10 protein-coding genes and 1 pseudogene are annotated in these 14,943 nt (G+C 46.7%); 3 read left to right on the plus strand and 8 right to left on the minus strand.

What is annotated here, in order from left to right; genetic code table 11:
- Positions 1-2: 2 nt before the first annotated feature.
- Together IKG78_RS02515 and IKG78_RS02520 are read right to left on the minus strand one after the other, a co-directional pair.
- Positions 3-962 carry an iron ABC transporter permease gene (locus IKG78_RS02515; RefSeq protein ID WP_290938825.1) on the minus strand — a complete coding sequence of 320 codons (960 nt, stop codon included), beginning with the start codon at positions 960-962 and terminating at the stop codon, positions 3-5.
- A gap of 33 nt (positions 963-995) precedes the next feature.
- Complete coding sequence (locus tag IKG78_RS02520; protein WP_290938828.1) at positions 996-2,411, minus strand: ATP-binding protein; 1,416 nt, start codon at positions 2,409-2,411, stop codon at positions 996-998.
- Between the two features lie 264 nt (positions 2,412-2,675).
- Between IKG78_RS02520 and nspC the strand changes: the two genes are divergently transcribed.
- Both nspC and tsaE read left to right on the plus strand, forming a co-directional pair.
- A complete protein-coding gene (gene nspC / locus IKG78_RS02525) occupies positions 2,676-3,803 on the plus strand; it encodes a carboxynorspermidine decarboxylase (RefSeq protein WP_290938830.1) in 1,128 nt (375 codons plus the stop codon).
- A 142-nt stretch (positions 3,804-3,945) separates the two neighbouring features.
- Complete coding sequence (tsaE, locus tag IKG78_RS02530; RefSeq protein ID WP_290938832.1) at positions 3,946-4,359, plus strand: tRNA (adenosine(37)-N6)-threonylcarbamoyltransferase complex ATPase subunit type 1 TsaE; 414 nt, start codon at positions 3,946-3,948, stop codon at positions 4,357-4,359.
- Positions 4,360-4,464: 105 nt separating this feature from the next.
- Here tsaE and IKG78_RS02535 read toward each other — a convergent pair whose 3' ends face one another.
- Both IKG78_RS02535 and IKG78_RS02540 read right to left on the minus strand, forming a co-directional pair.
- The gene (locus IKG78_RS02535; protein ID WP_290938834.1) at positions 4,465-5,157 is read right to left on the minus strand and encodes a hypothetical protein; all 693 of its coding nucleotides are present in this window, start codon (positions 5,155-5,157) and stop codon (positions 4,465-4,467) included.
- Positions 5,158-5,166: 9 nt separating this feature from the next.
- Complete coding sequence (locus IKG78_RS02540; protein ID WP_290938837.1) at positions 5,167-5,613, minus strand: SufE family protein; 447 nt, start codon at positions 5,611-5,613, stop codon at positions 5,167-5,169.
- 323 nt (positions 5,614-5,936) lie between these two features.
- Between IKG78_RS02540 and IKG78_RS02545 the strand changes: the two genes are divergently transcribed.
- Positions 5,937-7,253: a pentapeptide repeat-containing protein gene (locus IKG78_RS02545; protein ID WP_290938840.1), complete on the plus strand. Its 1,317-nt coding sequence runs from the start codon at positions 5,937-5,939 to the stop codon at positions 7,251-7,253.
- Between the two features lie 189 nt (positions 7,254-7,442).
- Here IKG78_RS02545 and radA read toward each other — a convergent pair whose 3' ends face one another.
- The 4 genes and pseudogenes from radA to IKG78_RS02565 all read right to left on the minus strand — a co-directional run.
- A complete protein-coding gene (radA, locus tag IKG78_RS02550) occupies positions 7,443-8,834 on the minus strand; it encodes a DNA repair protein RadA (protein WP_290938842.1) in 1,392 nt (463 codons plus the stop codon).
- 81 nt (positions 8,835-8,915) lie between these two features.
- The gene (locus IKG78_RS02555; RefSeq protein WP_290938844.1) at positions 8,916-9,740 is read right to left on the minus strand and encodes a hypothetical protein; all 825 of its coding nucleotides are present in this window, start codon (positions 9,738-9,740) and stop codon (positions 8,916-8,918) included.
- 180 nt (positions 9,741-9,920) lie between these two features.
- Positions 9,921-13,886, minus strand: coding sequence for an EAL domain-containing protein (locus tag IKG78_RS02560; protein WP_290938846.1), 3,966 nt, complete (start codon positions 13,884-13,886; stop codon positions 9,921-9,923).
- Between the two features lie 460 nt (positions 13,887-14,346).
- A pseudogene (locus tag IKG78_RS02565) lies at positions 14,347-14,943 on the minus strand (hypothetical protein); the annotation flags it as partial.

A 14,943-nucleotide genomic window follows, 5' to 3' on the forward strand; every position in this document is an offset into this window, starting at 1 on the left:
CCCTAAAAACGCGCACCAGAACCGCGCACAAGCACCCACATAATCACGGGAACCCCCACCAGCGAAAGCACAGCATTCAGCGGAACTGAAGCTGGGAAGAGCCCGCCTAAAAGTGCTAGAGCAACACCACATAACGCAGCCCCCGGCAAAAGCACACGATGATTCGTCGTCTTGAAAAGCAGATAAGCCAAATGCGGCACAGCAATCCCGATAAACGCCACCGGCCCACAAAACGCCGTCGTCGCCCCCGCCAAAAGGCTAGCCCCGAGCAACACACAAATTTTAGAACGCTTCACGTTCAACCCAAGCCCGTGTGCAAAATCATCACCCAAAAGCGCCGCATTCAAATACCGCAGCGAAACACCAATCAGCACCAATCCCACCAAAACAGCAACCACAAAAATCCAAACGTCACCTAGCGTCACGCGCCCAAAACTTCCCATGCCCCAAGCCACATAAACGCGCAGCGATTCCGAAGAATTCCCAGCAATCAAGACGCTCACAATAGAATCAATAAAGTAGCCCGCCAAAAGTCCAACAATCAAAAGCACGCCCGTCTGTGCAAAACGTGTCGCAGCAAACATCACGACAAGCGTCACGAGCAGCGCCCCAAGCGCCGCCGAGCCCAGCACGCCAACACTTCCAAAGCCAATTCCTGCCAAAAGCGCAAGCGCCACACCGAGACTTGCGCCACTGCTAATGCCAAGCACAAACGGCCCCGCGAGCGGATTCCGGAACACCGTCTGTAGCGATAAGCCCGACACCGCAAGCGACGCTCCCGCAAGCACCGCCGCAATCATCTTCGGAATTCTCAAATTCCACAAGATGTTCGACGAGACATCCGCACCCGGGCTAAACAGCGCCTGCACCACCGACGAGAACGGAATGTTCACCGCACCAAAGCAAAGCGTGGCTACGCACAACAAGAAAATCAAGACCATCAACGCAATAAAACCAATCAACAATCGCCGCAAAACAAACCTCCGCAAAAAAATTTAAAACAAATCATCCAACGTAAGTTCTTTCTGAACAAAACCGCTATACTTATTATGCTTTAAGCCAAACGAAGTCACCATCGTGAACACGACTGATTTTTTCGTATTCGTCTCCGAAATAAAAGCCTCTATCTTTTTTTCAAAATTTTCGGAATCACTCTTTGTAATTTCGTATTCCGTCTTGGAAAATTTCATTTCACACAGATTTATCGTTTGATCCGCTCTATCAATCAGCAAATCAATTTGAGCACCTTTAACTTTATTTTTGTGCGTACGCCAACTGCAAACACGGCTTTGAACACCAGATATTCCAAGTACATTTTTCATTTGAGCGACATGATTCAGGCAAAGCATTTCAAACGCAAGCCCGCTCCATGTTTTAAACAATGGTGATCGAAGAGAATTTGTCCAGAAATGGTCATCCTGATTTTTATTTTCAGATTCAAAGTAAAAATGAAACAACGTAAAAGGATCAACTAGTTGAACAAGTACATCTCTTTTGGTATTTCCAATAGGAGTGTATTCTCGCGTAAAACCGCACTGTTCCAATTCCGTCAAAACCGTCGAGAAAGCCTTGTTGTTATTAAGCCCAGTAGTCTCCAAGATTTCCTTTCTTGTCATGCCCATTTTCTTGGTCGCAAGAGTTTCTATAACAGCTTCATGCCCTGCACTTTGTTTAAACAAAGACCTGTATAAATTTTGAAATTCAAGTCGCAACTCGCCAGTTTTCGAAAACACCAGCCTGTCGATATTTTGGGCAACACTTTCATCTGCATTCATCAGGGAAAAATAATAAGGAATCCCTCCAAAAGCCATATAACATTCCGCAATTTCTTTTCGACGATAGCCAAAGCCATAAGTTTTGAAATATTGTTCCGCTTCATTCAGTGTAAACGGAGCTATCTCTATTTGGTGAGTCACACGGTTGTGAAGTCCACCCCGATTGCAAATTAATTTGTCAATCATCCAAGATGTAGCAGAGCCGCAAACAATCAACTTAATATCATTCCGAGCAGATGCAAAACTATTCCAGAAATGTCCCAAAGCCCCCACAAACAGAGCTCGTGCCGTATCAAGCCAAGGCAACTCATCAATAAAGACTACTTTTTTCCCCGTGCCAAGACCGTCCAAATACCGTTCTAATTGGTCAAAAGCCGATAGCCATGTAGTCGGTTTAGTACTCTCTCCTATTTTTTTCTGCAAGGCAAGTTGAAAATTTTCCAACTGAGTTGCCAAAGAAGCATTTTCCATTCCAGAAAAAGAAAAAACAGCGTTTTTCCCAATAACTTGACGTATAAGAAAAGTTTTGCCTACACGCCGCCGCCCATAAACAGCGATAAACTCCGACCTATCGGATTCAAGGTACTTTTGGAGCAATTGAGTTTCTTTTTCACGACCCACCAAAACAGGCTGCATAGAGGGATCTCCTTTCTTCAATAATATAACAAAAAAATTTCTATTTCAGCACTTTTTAAGTTGAAAACTGCTGAAATCATAACTAAACATGTTTATTTCAGCACTTTTCATGATGAAAGTTGCTGAAATGAATATAAATATAAGTCATTTCAGCACATTTCATTTTTTTCGTAAGTTTTTCCATCAGCAAGTCTGACCATCCCTGAAAAAGGTTGACACAAAAAAGTATTTGAGCGGCAAGACAAATCTTTCTATCTTTGTACCATGCTCGACTATTCTCAAGTTCCAAGTCCCTGTTTCGTACTTGACGAAACACGTCTTCGCCGCAACATGGAAATCCTCGACGATATCCAGAAAAAGACCGGCGTGAAAATCATCTGTGCCCTCAAGGGTTACAGTTTCTGGCGTTCCTTCCCGCTCATCGGCGAATACCTCGCCGGCGCCACCGCCTCCAGCCTCAACGAAGCCCGTCTCGCCCGCGAAGAGATGAACAAGGAAGTCCACGTCTTTGCCCCCGTCTATGAAGACGACGAAATCGACGAAATCCTCGATGCAGCGGACCACATCACGTTCAACAGCTTTTCGCAATGGCTGCGTTTCAAGGAAAAGACGCTTGCCCACAGCGTCAGTGCCGGCATCCGCGTGAACCCGGAATTTTCGACTGTCGAAACCGACATTTACAACCCCTGCGGCAAGTTTTCCCGTCTCGGCGTGACCGAAAAAGAATTCAAGCCCGAACTCATCGACGGCATTGACGGACTCCATTTCCATGCGCTTTGCGAACAAGATGCCGACGCTCTCGAAGGCGTTCTCGCCGCATTTGAAAAGCATTTTGGCAAGTATCTCCCGCAAATGAAGTGGGTGAACTTCGGCGGCGGTCACCACATTACCCGCAAGGACTACCATCGCGACGAACTCGTGCGCATCCTCAAGGATTTCTCCGCACGCTACCCGCACTTGCAGGTCATCATGGAACCAGGCGAAGCTATCGGCTGGCAGACCGGTGAACTCGTCGCAAGCGTGGGCGACATAGTCCATAACGAAATGGACATCGCAATACTCAACGTTTCCATCAGCGCCCACATGCCGGACTGCCTTGAAATGCCGTACCGTCCAAGCGTCATCGGTGCAGCCTTCCCGGGCGAAAAAGCTTACACGTACAAACTCACAGGAAATTCCTGCCTCGCGGGCGACCAGCTCGGAGACTTCTCTTTTGATGAACCGCTCAAGGTCGGCGACCGCATCATCTTCGAAGACATGATCCACTATACCATGGTCAAGACCACGTTCTTTAACGGAGTGCGCCACCCGAGCATCGGCAAGTTCGACGAAAACGGCAAGTTCCACCTGCTACACAAATTCACTTATGAGCAGTTTAAGGAGAAGCTGTAATTAGGAATTAGGTATTAGGTTACAGGATAAATAATATCGGCTCCGCCGCCCTTATAAAGACGCACGAAGTGCGTGATACTAGCCCTAAAACCTACAACCTAAAACCTGACACCTATACATACCCCATACCCGAATTTTCATCATGCGTTTCACATCCGAAGAAGATACATACAACTGGGCATTGCAATTCGCCAAAGAACTGAAAGTCGGCGACAAGGTCGCCCTCTACGGGAATCTCGGTGCAGGCAAGACCGTCATCAGCCGCGGCATCTGCAAAGGGCTCGGCTTCGAAGGCACGGTCTGCTCCCCGACCTACACCATCCTCCACGAATACCCGAACAACCCGCCCATATTCCACTTTGACCTGTACCGTCTTGAAGGCGGCGCAGACCTTTACGAAGTCGGCATGGACCCGGACTACCTCGAAAGCGGCATCAGCCTCATCGAATGGCCCGAGCGCTTAGAAGAAAACGACGCAGGCATCACCCACGTCGTCAAAATTCAAATTATCTCGGAAACCGAACGCGAAATTACAGTCGAGAAAATCGCGAAGTAAAATTCTAGTGGTTGGTGGTTAGTGGTTAGTGATTAGGATTTATATTCGCGGCTTCGCCGCCCTGTTTACTAACCACTGTTTACTAACCACTACTGACTAAATCACCTATTTCGCTTTCTTGCGCTTACCTTTGCGAGCGGCTTTCTTATTCGCTTGTTCAATGGAATCCGCAACAGCTTTTGCACGGAGTTCCGCAGCCACCTGAGCCAAAGAATCCGCAACGGCCTTCGCCTTCGCAATTGAATCGGCACGAGCGGCTGCAGCGGCAATGCTAGCCTTAATCGCTTCGCTATTGGCAATTTTATTCCAATCCTTGGCATCGCCCCTGTTCAAAAGCATCGGTCCCTTGTAGTCATTCACTATATTGTATGCCGTAATGGAATCCCTTGCAGCCAAAGCGCCCATCGCATCCGCATACAAGTCCTTCTGGTGGTTGCGCAAGTCTTCAATCCTCCCCAAACGGTTCTGGCGAAGAATTTCCATGGAATCGCTTACAAAGCTCAATTCCCAAGTTTCATTGTAACAGTTTTCGGCATCAACATACTTTGCAGCATCCGTTTCCGCAGCAACGTAAAGAGAATCGCACTTTGCAAATGTCTCCGCGCTCACCTGCTTCGTATGCTGGTAGTAGTAATAACCACCCACAATAAGGCCAACCAGCACCAACAAGAAAACGCCGTCTTGCCAGCCCATAATTGGAGCCTGCGGAAGTTTCGGTCTGCCGTTGACAGTTTCACCAGCTTCCAATTTTTCTTCTGCCTCGTCAAACGGGCTTTTACCATTCAAGAAACTAAACATAGAGTCATCCTATTTTTTAGAAATTGCGTCAAAAACGCGTGCGTACAAATAAATTTGTTTTAAAAGGCTTGCAAATCCGTTAGAACGAGTCGGCGAAAGCCCCACGTTCAAACCAATCTGCTGGAAAAATGTAGGATCCACAGACAAAATATCTGCAGGAGCCATATCATTAAAAATCTGCAAGGCAAGCGCACCAAGACCGCGACTGATTAGCGGATTTGTCGTGCCGCCTTCCACATCCATTTCAAAATGAATTTTACCAGAGTCGAACTTCGGAACAAGATACATCGTCGAAGCACAGCCCTGGATGATGAACTTCTCCGCCTTCAAAGCGGCATCCATGCCCTTATGTTCACGAGCCAAATCCAAAAGGAATTTCCATTTGTCATCGGGGTCACTGAACGAAGCGAACTTCGCTCTAATTTTTTCTTGACGATCAACAATACTTTCTGACATACTCATTTCTATGCTAAAAGACGTAATTTTCAAAGACAGATTCCATCTTATCCAAAAGAAGAACCGGTCCGACACGGCCTGTCGTTTTTCCATACCGGTTGGCATTCATAAGGCATACGGGACAGCCATCGCTAATCACCATATTGTATAAATTCGAACGGAAACGTGTCATCTCAACGTAAAATTAAAGAAAAATTGTCATTTCAACGTAAAATTAGTATTTATTTGGTCACTTTTTATTTTTCGCTTGTAGTTTTGCAATTTTTTTAGTTATTTTAGGGCTATCCGTTATTTGGTTTACTTTTTTATAAAGGGAATTGATTATGAATATGAAGAACGTTTACAAATTTGGTCTCTGCCTCCTTGGTGCTCTCGCGCTCAACGTGTCCGCACAGGATTTCAGGGGTAAAGACCTGAACACATCCTTCCGCGACAAGCGTATCGACAATTACCAGTTCCAGAAGGCTAGGGCCGTCAAAGGCGTTACGGACTTCCAGCGCTCTGCAGGCGACGCCCCGAACTTCGAAGAAGCGAACCTCGCCGAAGTTTCTTTCCGCAATGCCGTGATTAACGGTGCGAACTTCGAAAAGGCAAACCTTGCTGGTGCAACGATTAGCGGTGCAGACATCCGTTCTGCATCGTTCGAAGGTGCAAACCTCGAAGGCGCAAACCTCTATCGAGCCACGCTTCTCGATAGCCAATTCCCCAAGGCCAACCTCAAGAACGCACGCCTCGATGCCATGAAGGTATCCGACAACTGCGATTTCAGCAAGGCTGACTTGACTCAGGCTTCCGTTACCGACGTGGACCTCACCCGTGCCGATTTCAGCAAGGCAAACCTCACGAACACGAACTTCTCGCGTTCGCTGATGGCTAACAGCGACCTTCGCAAGACCACCATGAGCAAAACGGACTTCACGGCATGCAACCTCATCGCCGCAAACTTCTCCGGCGTGAAGCTCAACAACGTGAATTTCGCCAAGGCAGGTCTTTCTCAGGCAGAATTCGGCGGAGCAGACTTCAACAACGTCAACCTTCAGGAAGCCGACCTTTCCTTGACCACCTTCAATGACGTGGATCTTTCCAGGACCCAGCTCCAGAAGGCCAAGTTCGCTCAATCTACAGTGAAGAACATGAAGTTCAACAACCAAGACTTGAACGGAGTCATCTTCGACAAGGGTGAAGTGGCCAAGAGTTCCTTCGACAAGACCAAGCTCAACAAGTCTTCGTTCTTCGACGCAAACGTGAGCAAGAACGTGTTCAACTACGCTGAACTCATGAAGGCTGTGTTTGACGGGGCTTACGTCTTCAAGGACATCTTTGACAACGCCGACCTTACCAAGGCAAACTTTGCGAACGCCACAATCGAACGTTCCGCATTCAACAATGCTCAGCTTTCCGGTGCAAACTTCTCTGGCGCTAAGCTACTCAAGGTCACCTTCACCAACGCCAAGATGGAAGGCATCAAGATTGACGCAGATACCAAGATGGAAGATGTCGATTTCTCGGGTGCAGACCTGACCGGTGCCAAAATTGAAAAGTTCAGTGCAAAGCGCGTCACCTATAACGACAGAACTAAGTTCCCCAGCGGTTTCGACCCGCGTGCATTCGGTTTCACAAGGCCGGGTGAAAAGCGCTAGTAAAGCCAGCTTTAATAACGGAAATTAGGGACGCTCGCAAGAGCGCCCCTTTTTGTTTTTTTTAGGCAATAGGTAACAGGTTGTAGGTTTTAGGAATAGTTTCATGTGCTTAGTGCATCGTATAAAGATGCGGCGAAGCCGCGATTATTTACCTAATCCCTATCCCCTATAACCTAACCCCTCCGCCGCCTACTTCTTGTCCATCAGCCACGTGATTGCTTCAGCAAGCGAATGCACACGCACGACCTTCATTTGTCCGATGTTTTCTGAAATTTTGCAACAAGCAGGGACGACCGCCTCAGCCATTCCCAAGCGGTGAGCCTCCTTGAGCCGCTGGTCCAAGAGGCACACACCCCGCACCTCGCCCGACAGTCCAAGCTCCCCTATCGCTATCGTCTGTCGCGAAAGCGGAATGCCCAAGTGATTGCTAGCAACAGCCAACGCAAGAGCCAAGTCCGACGACGCGTCATTCACTTTCATGCCACCGGCAATACTCGCAAATACATCAGAGGCTCCAATCGTTATACCGCCAAACTTTTCCAAAAGCGCAAGGATGATCGTAAGCCGTTTCGGATCAATCCCCGCGGCCACGCGTTGCGGAACCGCAAAATTCGTCTGATTCACAAGTGCTTGCGTTTCGAACAAAAGTGCACGCGAGCCCTCCATCGTACAGCAAACAACGCTCCCCGGAGTCGGCGGCACGCCCTCTTGCAAAAAGACCTTGCTTGGATTCAGCACAGGTTTCAACCCATGTCCCGTCATCTCGAACACGCCAATTTCGTCAGTCGCGCCAAAGCGGTTCTTGATGGTCCGCAACAGCCTGTACTGGTGATTCCGGTCACCTTCGAAATACACGACCGTATCGACCATGTGCTCTAAAATTATTGGTCCTGCAATCTGGCCGTCCTTCGTCACATGCCCAATCAGAATCGTGATGCAGCCAGAGTTTTTCGCAAACACCATCAAGTCTAGCGTGCATTCACGCAACTGCGTTGCGCACCCAGGTGTGCCAGCAAGTTCGCTCTTATAGACCGTCTGGATGGAATCAATGACCAGCACCTGCGGCTTCACCTCGCGGGCCTGCTCCAAAATTTTTTCAAGGTTCGTCTCGCAAAGGAGCATCATGTCGCTCCCCGAAACATTCAATCGTTCACTGCGGATTTTCACTTGGCATGCACTTTCTTCGCCGCTCACATACAAAGCCTTCACGCCAGCAGCGTTCATCGTCGCAAGCGTCGTAAGCACAAGCGTCGATTTACCAATACCCGGATCGCCGCCAATCAGCACAAGGCTCCCCGGCGCAAAACCGCCGCCAAGCACGCGATCAAACTCCGAATTAGCCGTACTCAAACGACGTGTATCTTCCGTCGCCACATCCTTCAGCAACACTACCTTATGCACAGGGCCGCCAAGCCCACGTCCGGTTCGCCCAGAGCCATCAGCAATCCGTTCTATAGCATGTTCCTTGAGGCTGCTCCACGCACCGCAGAACGGACACTTGCCCGCCCACTTGGGAGTCGTATTGCCGCATTCTGTACAGAGGTATTCTATTTCTTTCTTTGATTTATTTACTGCCACCATGAGCACCAATATAAAAAAACAGCGTGTCAAAAGGTGACACGCCGCAAAATAATGCTCAAAAAAGCAGTATCAATACAAAAACTATTCGCCAAACATAACTCTTTCGAAGGGAACAAGACCATTACGGAGTGCATCACATGTAACTTCAAATGCCGCGATCATATTCTCAATCGTAACATTAGCCTTTGTTTCCTTATGGGAAATAGTAGCTCCGTCACAGCGAACATCAGAATAACCCGGTTGTGCCTTATCATATTCACAAACCATAGCCAAAGTGTCCGCACTCACTCCAGTATAGGTTTCCTCCATCATTCCGCTCTCATTACCCAAATACGTAGCCTTTAATGAAGCCGATTTCGTCGCATAAACAACATCCATATACGCTACATTTCCTTCAGAGCGAACCGTACAAGACGAAGCTTTTTCATAATTACCGTCAACAACTTCTTCAATGTACTTATCACAAGCATCCTTCATATACGAGGTAAGATAATCATGTGACAAAACATTATCCACCTCTCCAGAAGCGAGAACTTCTTTGTCCGAACACGTGACAGAAGGTTTATTAAATTGAGCATAAGTTTGTTTCAACATTGCACACTCTTCTTCCATTGACTCCGCAAACAAAGGTTCCGACGTACGGAATTCATCCTTGACCTTCATTTTACTTCCGATTTCAATTTCGGAAAAATAATTCATAGGTCCAAGAGATCCTGCATACACAGTTCCCTTAAACACGAAACGTGAATCAGTCGCATAAACTTGGCACTCACGCGAAACATAACGCCCCGCAGGAGATTTGCGCTCGTAAATCAAATCTCCATATGAATCCGCACTCGAAGTCGATTCAAAACAGGCCGTCATGACAAACGGAATAGAAAACAAAGCTAGTTTTAAAAATTTCATATAATTTCCTCTAAAGACCTTTACAATATAAATTATTTTTTTCAAGATGAACAACATCACGCCATAAAAGCCATAGTAAACGTAATAAGTATTGTTTCAATTGAAAAAACTGATGCCGGCACTAAGGCCGGCATGACAGGCTTTAATTTAATGTCGTTTACTAAAAAAACACGCTAGCTTCTATTCTTCCATTTCCTTCACATAAGTTACATCCGAGATGGTAATGATGTACTTTTGGGTACCGCTATAAAGTGAATGAGCACGAACAAGTTTTATTTTTCCATCTTCAGTCTTGAGCATTTTTCCATAAGTCTTACCAGAAGCGCTTTTTTCTTTAGAAATTTTCAAGTATTCCTCGACCGAACAAAGCGGTCGCTGGAACAATTGGCAAAGATGTTCTATAGATTCCGTAATCGTTGTCTGGACGTACTTCGGTTTTCCATCAACACTTGAAAGGTAGATGAGCCTATCCACATTTCCGTCAATGTAAATAATCTGATCGTACAAATTCAAAACAACTGCATTCGTCAATTCCTTATAAGCTTCGACATCCGTAATGTTTTCGTTCTGAAGTTTCAATATCACATCGCCCGTATCCGGATCTGCCATCATGTCAAAAGTCGATTTAATCGTAAACCAACCTTTATCCAAATTGTAGCTGATATTGAGCGGTTGGACTGTTCGCTTATTCGCATATGCAAGAATCAATTTTTCGCGAGTGTAATCCGCCGCTTTTTGGTCATTGACCCCTTCCTTGGACATCAAAGTCATCAAAAAGCCAACATGATTGTCATAGGTATAATTATCGGCGAGTTCATTAGGAATATAAGAAATCCCCTCCATCCTGATGACGGGTGAATTTTTAGACAAATTCCAGAACAAGAAGGCCTTGTAGCCTGGATCGTACGACTTGGTATGCGTCGCTTCACCAGAGGCCATAAACATTCTGAAAGCATTCTTACGTCCAAAATAATTTCTTAACGCCATATCGTCTTCGGAGACGAATACAGATAAAATACGTCCATACGGTGTATCTTTAAAGCATTTCCCGACATGATAAATTCGTTTGACAGAACCGCTTTTCGTTCTGACGCGGTACGTGATTTGCGTTGCGACAGAGCTTCCGCTGCGGATTAAATTTTGAGTACCATTCTTTACCTTGGCATAATCTTCAGGTTCAATAACGCCTTTGAATCTTTCACCCGCCAAATTGCGGAATTCCTCAATATTTTCGCATTCAAGAATTTCAAGTGCACGACCATTTACATAAAGAATATCGCCATGAACCGCTTCCATAAGGATCACTCCGCCTGGGACATATTCCATGTAATTCAAGGCCAGCTGGTGAAGCAATTCCGTATTCTTGATAGCACCTTCAATCTTCGATTTAACTTGATCTTTATTGGTAATAGGCGTATGGATGAACTGGTAAGCCCCCAAGCGGATGCTTTCTTTTGCCAGTTCCATGTTATCCGTCATAACGATAAAAGGAATCTGGCAGTCATGCTTTTCACCCCTGAATTTTTGGATAATCTTGAATCCATCTATTTTCGGGAGGGCGGCATCAATCAACGCTAACGAAATACGGTTCCCATATTCCAGCAAAATGTTAAGAACTTGTTCGCCATTTTCTGCAAACAAAACATTGTATTCCGCCTTTAGAAAACCTTCTAGAATCGAGCGATTCTGCAAGTTGACCGTCGAAACCAAAATGGTTTTGGCATCAGCCGGGAACTTCATCGCATTCTGATTGCCAGAGTTGCTTTCGACTGCGCTCACATGCGTATTGCGGAACGACAAATCATAAATATGGCAATCATTGATATCGGCAATCAACCGACCGCTCAAGAACACGTATGTTCCACGAGTCACGTACGTCATCTGTTGCGGTGACTTGAAAGCCGCAAGTTCCGCATCATGAAGTTTTTTGTACAAAGGATCGTTTGGATTGTTGCAATCGACTTCGACATCTTTAAATCCTTCATACCCAAGACTTTGCAGTTGTTCTTCGAACTGGCGGTTGATAAACAAGAATTTGAACAAACCTTGTTCGTAAGACACAATTGCCTTGGGCGATTCCACCAGATAATCCTGACGACCGAGTTGCGAATACACTTGGCGCGATTTCGGGTCTTCGACAAACATGCCGATAGATTCCATGTGCTTGAGCGTATCCTTTAAAGGCTGGGGTTTTCCATAGTAATAGCCTTGCACTTTTTCGCAGCCAATCCCCTTCAGGAAATCCATCTGCTCTTTGGTTTCGACACCTTCAGCAAGCGTTTTAAGCCCCAAGTTTTTTGCCATGCGGACTGTAGAACGGATGATGGTGCGCGAAGCCTCGTTAAAGTTTGACAGGAACACCATGTCAATCTTGAGTTCGTCGAACTTGTAATCTTTAAGCGTATTTAACGACGAATAACCGCTGCCAAAGTCATCCATCCAGACTTCGTAACCGGCCAGCCGGAACCGTTCAATTTCATTCCTGACATAAGAATCCGAAGCCATGATGCTTTCGGTAATCTCGACACGGATGTATTCGCGGTCAATGTTGTATTTTTCAAGAGCCTGCTCGACAACCTCAAAAATATCGCAACCGATAAAGTCCAGACGGGAAAGGTTGAACGAAACCGGAACTATGGGATTTCCGCTATCAATTTCTTCACGCAGTTCCTTGCAAATAGCATTGACTACATGGCTATCGAGCTTGTGAATCTGGCTAGACTCTTCCAAAGCACCGATAAATACAGCAGGATTTAAGAATCCGTATTGCGGGTCAATCCAGCGAGTAAGAGCTTCCATGCCGCAGAAGGTTTCCGTAATGGTACGGACAACCGGCTGGTAATAAATCTTGATGTAGCCCTTTTCAATTGCTTCGTCGATGTGATTCACGACGTAGTTCTGCAAAATAAGGGCCTTGCGCAAATCCTCGTCATAATACCGGATAAAACAGTCGCTCGACCTTTTTTGTACTTTACAAGCGATTTTCGCTTTTTCGCAAGCATCCAGATTCGATTCAAATTCGCCTATTTTGCAAACGCCTATTTTGACATCCATTGAAATCTTCGAAACCGTATTCTTGACGTTCTTCCGAATTTCGTTCAAGCATTCTTCAATATTTTCCATGTCCGCAATGACCATAAAATGATCATTGGCGATACGGCTAATCAGACTATCCGGAAACTGCTTTTTGAGGATGGAGGCGAAATGAATCAAGAACTCATTCCCTTTTTCGAATCCATTGGCGTTGTTGTAAAGTTTCATCCCGACAACGTCAAAGAAAACGACCACGGGGTCTCCGCCAACCTTTCTAATATTTTGGGCAAAGCTATCGCCTCGCATGCGGCAGTATTCCAAATTCGGAAGCCCCGTCAAGGAATCGAAATACTTATCGGTACGTTCGTTAATCCGATGTAAAATGGCATCCCTACCATGCCACTTGATAAGCGTCGCTTTCAGAATCAAATCGCCGCCCGTGCGGGAATTCGGCACGAGGACTTCGCCCCTTTCCAAAACTTCTTCAATAGTAATCAGCTGGGGTTCGTGCGGATCGAAAAAATACTCCTCAAAGGTTATGCCTGGATAAAACGCCTTTACCGGAATCCAGATTTTCTCAGCAGATGTACTGATCATGTAGATTTCGTGCGTTTTTGCATCGACTATGACAAAAGGTTCGATTTTGTCCGTATCCAGATATTCCAATATGCTATTGTCAAATTCAAGACGTTTCCCGCCATTTGACTCCAGTGCTGTAGTCACGTCGTCATAGACGACAACGGCGTATTCCGCTCCATTTTCTAAACAGCGGTGGTAGCCCACGGCATGCACCATGCGGTATTCGCCCTTGCCGTACAGTTTCTCGCGATAAACGACTTCGTAACGGGAGTCTTTATTTTTTGCAAATTCCTTAGCCTTGGTCGCGACAAAAACAATATCCTCGCGGTGGACATTCATGTACATGTCCGTATTAAGGTGCCAGAGCAAATCTTCGCGGGTAAAACCTGGAGGTTGCCAACGGACAAGTCCATTCGAAACAAGGACCGCCTGGACTTGCCCATCAACAAATTGATAAACCGCAAGCGGAATTTCGGAATTTTCGAATTCCTTCTGAATCCCCTCAGATATTTTATATACCTCTTGCAATAACATGCCACACGCCTCCGAAGGGGCTAGACGCAAAAAATTTAGCCAGCAACAGCTACAATTCCGCTATCCATGCCCATAACAAACCCATTACACCTATCCCCTCCTGAAGCTAAAAAACTTCATGTTTTTAAATTACCTTAAATTTTCAAAAAATGCAAGTTTTTTGCAAGTTTTTTATAAATCATTTGCTATATACGGCAAGAACAGTGCGAAACAGCACATTATGGAAGTAGGCAGTAGACAGTAGGCGGTAGGAAGTTTGCAAAGTCGTCCTGAGGAGTGTAACGACGAAGGATCCAGTCAATTCCAGCCTTCGCATTACAAAATGTAACTGGATCCTTCACTCCGTTCAGGATGACGCGTTTTGTAGTGTTGTTCTGGATGATGAATCAAGCAAGTCGTTTAGGATGACGAAAGGCACGGGGGGGTAGCCCCGTGCCTTTTAGCATACTCGTTCTTTCAACTACTTCACGAGGATCCGCTGCGTCAGCTGGGCTGAGCCCACGCGGACGCGGAGGATATAGACGCCGTTCTTCGGGGCATCCATGGCAACCTTGTTCGTCCCGAACATGGACCTTGCAGATGCAGTCGCGACTACGCCGCCCTTCGCGGTCAGGAGGTCCACCCTCGTGTTTTCGTCAACGAGTTCGTCAGGAACTTCGAACGATACGTGCAGCTGGTTGCCAAGCTTCGCAGAGCGGAGACTCTTGAGTCCGGACTTCTGGGCGACAACGATCGCAGAGCGTTCGACACGCACGGTTGCGGTCTTCTGCTTCGAACTCAGCGACACCTGCAACGGCGAGCCTTCCTTCATCTCGGTCGTATGGCCGTCGATCGTCACATACACATGGTAGCCGAACGCATTGATGTCCTTGATGCCGACGAACGAGAGGTAACCGGCACGGTCGCCTGTTGCGGAGAGGGCCATCGTCCATTCCATCTCGGAATCGCTGTCCTTGATGGACTTCGCGAGACCGTGCTTGCCTTCGAGAATCGAGAGCGTCACGTGGTCGCCAAAGCTTGTCGGCGGTTCTTCGGCTACGAACGGATCGCGGCCCAC

The organism is Fibrobacter sp., assembly GCF_017545445.1.
In the GTDB taxonomy this organism is placed as follows: Bacteria; Fibrobacterota; Fibrobacteria; order Fibrobacterales; family Fibrobacteraceae; genus Fibrobacter.